The organism is Bradyrhizobium sp., assembly GCF_030697065.1.
Taxonomy (GTDB): Bacteria; Pseudomonadota; Alphaproteobacteria; order Rhizobiales; family Xanthobacteraceae; genus Bradyrhizobium.
Genome location: NZ_JAUYQU010000024.1, coordinates 1 through 3,111, shown reverse-complemented (window position 1 = coordinate 3,111; position 3,111 = coordinate 1). Strand labels below are relative to the sequence as shown.

Here is a 3,111-nt window from a genome sequence, read left to right as displayed (position 1 = left end):
GCCGGCGAGAAAAAGGTGGTCGATAGTTTCGTAGAGCGGGTTTAGCGTCACTTGGCACGGGCTGGCCGGCCTCAGCCTTCCGTCATATGATTGCGAAAAGGCCTCGTTCGTGCCATTTATAAGGGTGCAGGATGGAAGCCTGACTGAGGTAGCAATGGCACACTATATCGCCATCATTGAGGATGCTGGACCGGATCACGCTGTGGGCGTCTGGTTTCCGAATCTACCCGGCTGCACTTCTGGAGGCGACGATATTGACGAGGCATTGCGCAATGCGCCGGAAGCTTTGGAGCTGTACGCCGAAAGCTTCGAGGCGGACGGCAAGCCGATGCCTCGCCCGCGAACCTTGACCGAGCTGAAGTCGGATCCTGACACCGCCGACGACATCAAGACCTACATGGTCGCGCTCGTCGAACTCCGCGCCCGCGCCCATGCAGCGGAGTGAGGAACTACGCGATGCCGCGCTACGTCGCATTGGTCCACAAGGAAGACGGCTGCTACGGCGTGTCATTTCCCGATCTTCCGGGGTTGATCACCGGCGGTGACACTTTCGAGGAAGCCTTGGAGGAGGCCGCCGACGTGCTGCAATTTGCCTCCGAAGGCTGGATCAATCCCGACGGGTCGACCGGCTTCAAGCCGCCAAGCACGATCGAGCAGTTACGCAACGATCCGGAATTCATGGCAGATGCCAAGGAGGCGGTGATCGCATTCGTCGAATTTCCTGCTGATGCTCCCGCGGGGGAGTGAGTTCCGGTCCGGCCTCGCCGGGTGATGGGGCGCATCCAAAATGGCAGTCGATCATTTCGTCGGACGCGGCTAACATCCGCGCGAAGCCTTGATCGGGGGCGATGACTTGTTCGGCTGGTGGAATTCGAAAGTCGAGAACAACGCGGCGCAAAAATCGCCGGGGCATTTGGCACAACCTGACACCCTGCTTGACGACCTTCGTCAGCGCGTTCCCGAATATCTCGCCGACATCGACCAGGGCAAGTTGATCTATCCGGCCTGCAAGCGGACGCTGGCGGACACGGCCGGCGATGTCGGCTCGGTGTGGGATCACACACGGCTCGAAGCGATGCAGTATGTGATAGCGGTGCCGGGCGGGGAATTCGGGTTGCTGAGCGAAGCCGCCCGTCAGATCGAGATGATCGACGGCTATCTGTTCCAGCGTCCGCACGCAAACACCGTGATCGATTTCACCGGCACCGCGACGGCGGATTACCCGATTGCCATTGTGGCCGGCCTCAACTGGCTGACCCGGTGCGCCGAACTGGCGGGCGTTCCGCTGGCCCAGCAGACCGGAACGCTGCGCCATTTCAGAAAGCTCGTCACCTTGGCGCAACGATGGTGGCTGACGGAGGGCGCCATCGAGCGCTGCGGGCAGATGCTGGCCAATGGAGAGCAACCGCCGCTGATGCTCCATCTGGTCTGGTCCGAATACACGCGGCTGGCCAAACAGATCGCGGGGGCCGCCATCTTCGGCGGCTCGATCGACCGTTCGGCGCAGCTGGTGGCGCTGCCCGCCGACCTCGTGCCCCGCTTCGAGGCGGCCAACGATCCGGGGGAACTGGTCTAGGTTCCTTTCTGTGCATGGGGTTGTTTTCGTGATTTTCTGTAGACACCTGCTGTAGGGCCGCTCCGCGTCCGCGGCACAAGATCGTGGTGCTTCGCGCATGCGGCGATTCGTTCAACGCCCGTCATGCCCGCGGTGCGGGACCGATCATTTTTGCGGCGGCAGCGATTGCGCTGTGACCTTCGGGTTCCTATGTCTGCCTCCCCACCATGGAGGCGCTTGCCTTGAGCCGGCCGTAGCGCGGCTCCAGCAGCCATCCCTCCCCATTCAGATCATCAAACCCCGCATGACTTCCATCATCTCCGTTGCAAATCTGTCGAAGACCTATGGCTCCGGTTTCAAGGCGCTCGATCGCATCAACCTCGAGATCAGGCGCGGCGAGATTTTCGCGCTGCTGGGGCCGAACGGCGCCGGCAAAACCACGCTGATCAGCATCATCTGCGGCATCGCCAATCCGAGCGAAGGCAGCGTCACCGTCGACGGTCACGACATCAACAGGGATTATCGCGCGGCGCGCGCCATGATCGGGCTGGTACCGCAGGAACTGCACACCGACGCTTTCGAATCGGTGTGGGCCACCGTCAGCTTCAGCCGCGGCCTGTTCGGCAAGCCGAAGAACCCCGCCCATATCGAAAAAGTGCTGAAGGACCTGTCGCTGTGGGACAAGAAGGATTCCAAGATCGTCACGCTGTCCGGCGGCATGAAGCGCCGGGTGATGATCGCAAAAGCGCTGTCGCACGAGCCGCAGATCCTGTTTCTCGACGAGCCGACCGCGGGCGTCGACGTCGAATTGCGCAAGGGCATGTGGGAAGTGGTGCGGGCGCTGCAGGCCTCCGGCGTCACCATCATCCTGACCACGCATTACATCGAGGAGGCGGAGGAGATGGCCGACCGCATCGGCGTCATCAACAAGGGCGAGATCATCCTGGTCGAGGAGAAGGCCGGCCTGATGCAGAAGCTCGGCAAGAAGCATCTGAAGCTGCATCTGCAGAGCAGGGTCGATGCGATCCCCGCCAGCCTTGCGGACTATCGTCTCGAATTGTCCGGCGACGGCCGCAGCATGACCTATGAATACGACACCAGGGGCGAACGCACCGGCATCACCAGTCTGCTCGGCGACCTCCGTGCCGCCGGCATCCGCATTTCCGATCTCGATACCAGCCAGTCGTCGCTGGAAGACATCTTCGTCAGTCTGGTGAGGGCGTCATGAATTTCAGGGCCGTCCGGGCCATCTATCTGTTCGAGATGGCACGCACCTGGCGCACGCTGCTGCAAAGCATCGTCTCCCCGGTGGTTTCGACCTCGCTTTATTTCGTGGTGTTTGGCGCCGCGATCGGCTCGCGCATCGCCGAGGTCGAGGGCGTCAGCTACGGCACCTTCATCGTGCCAGGACAGGTGATGCTGTCGGTACTGACCCAGAGCATCGCCAACGCCTCGTTCGGCATCTACTTTCCGAAATTCGTCGGCACCATCTATGAACTGCTGTCGGCGCCGGTGTCGTATTTCGAGATCGTGCTCGGCTATGTCGGCGCCGCCGC

At 61.8% G+C, this 3,111-nt stretch carries 4 protein-coding genes and 1 pseudogene; all 5 read left to right on the top strand.

The genetic code is table 11. The annotated features are described in order from the left end of the window. Positions 1-154: 154 nt before the first annotated feature. Positions 155-445: a type II toxin-antitoxin system HicB family antitoxin gene (locus Q8R73_RS01930; protein ID WP_305717867.1), complete on the top strand. Its 291-nt coding sequence runs from the start codon at positions 155-157 to the stop codon at positions 443-445. A gap of 11 nt (positions 446-456) precedes the next feature. Beyond that, positions 457-747 carry a type II toxin-antitoxin system HicB family antitoxin gene (locus Q8R73_RS01925; protein ID WP_305717866.1) on the top strand — a complete coding sequence of 97 codons (291 nt, stop codon included), beginning with the start codon at positions 457-459 and terminating at the stop codon, positions 745-747. An 88-nt stretch (positions 748-835) separates the two neighbouring features. Next, on the top strand, positions 836-1,576 hold the full coding sequence (locus Q8R73_RS01920; protein ID WP_305717865.1) for a hypothetical protein: 741 nt from the start codon (positions 836-838) through the stop codon (positions 1,574-1,576). Between the two features lie 283 nt (positions 1,577-1,859). After that, positions 1,860-2,783 (top strand): ABC transporter ATP-binding protein, encoded by a 924-nt coding sequence (locus tag Q8R73_RS01915; RefSeq protein ID WP_305717864.1) that lies wholly within the window; start codon positions 1,860-1,862, stop codon positions 2,781-2,783. Beyond that, a pseudogene (locus Q8R73_RS01910) lies at positions 2,780-3,111 on the top strand (ABC transporter permease); the annotation flags it as partial. The gene Q8R73_RS01915 and the pseudogene Q8R73_RS01910, both read left to right, overlap by 4 nt.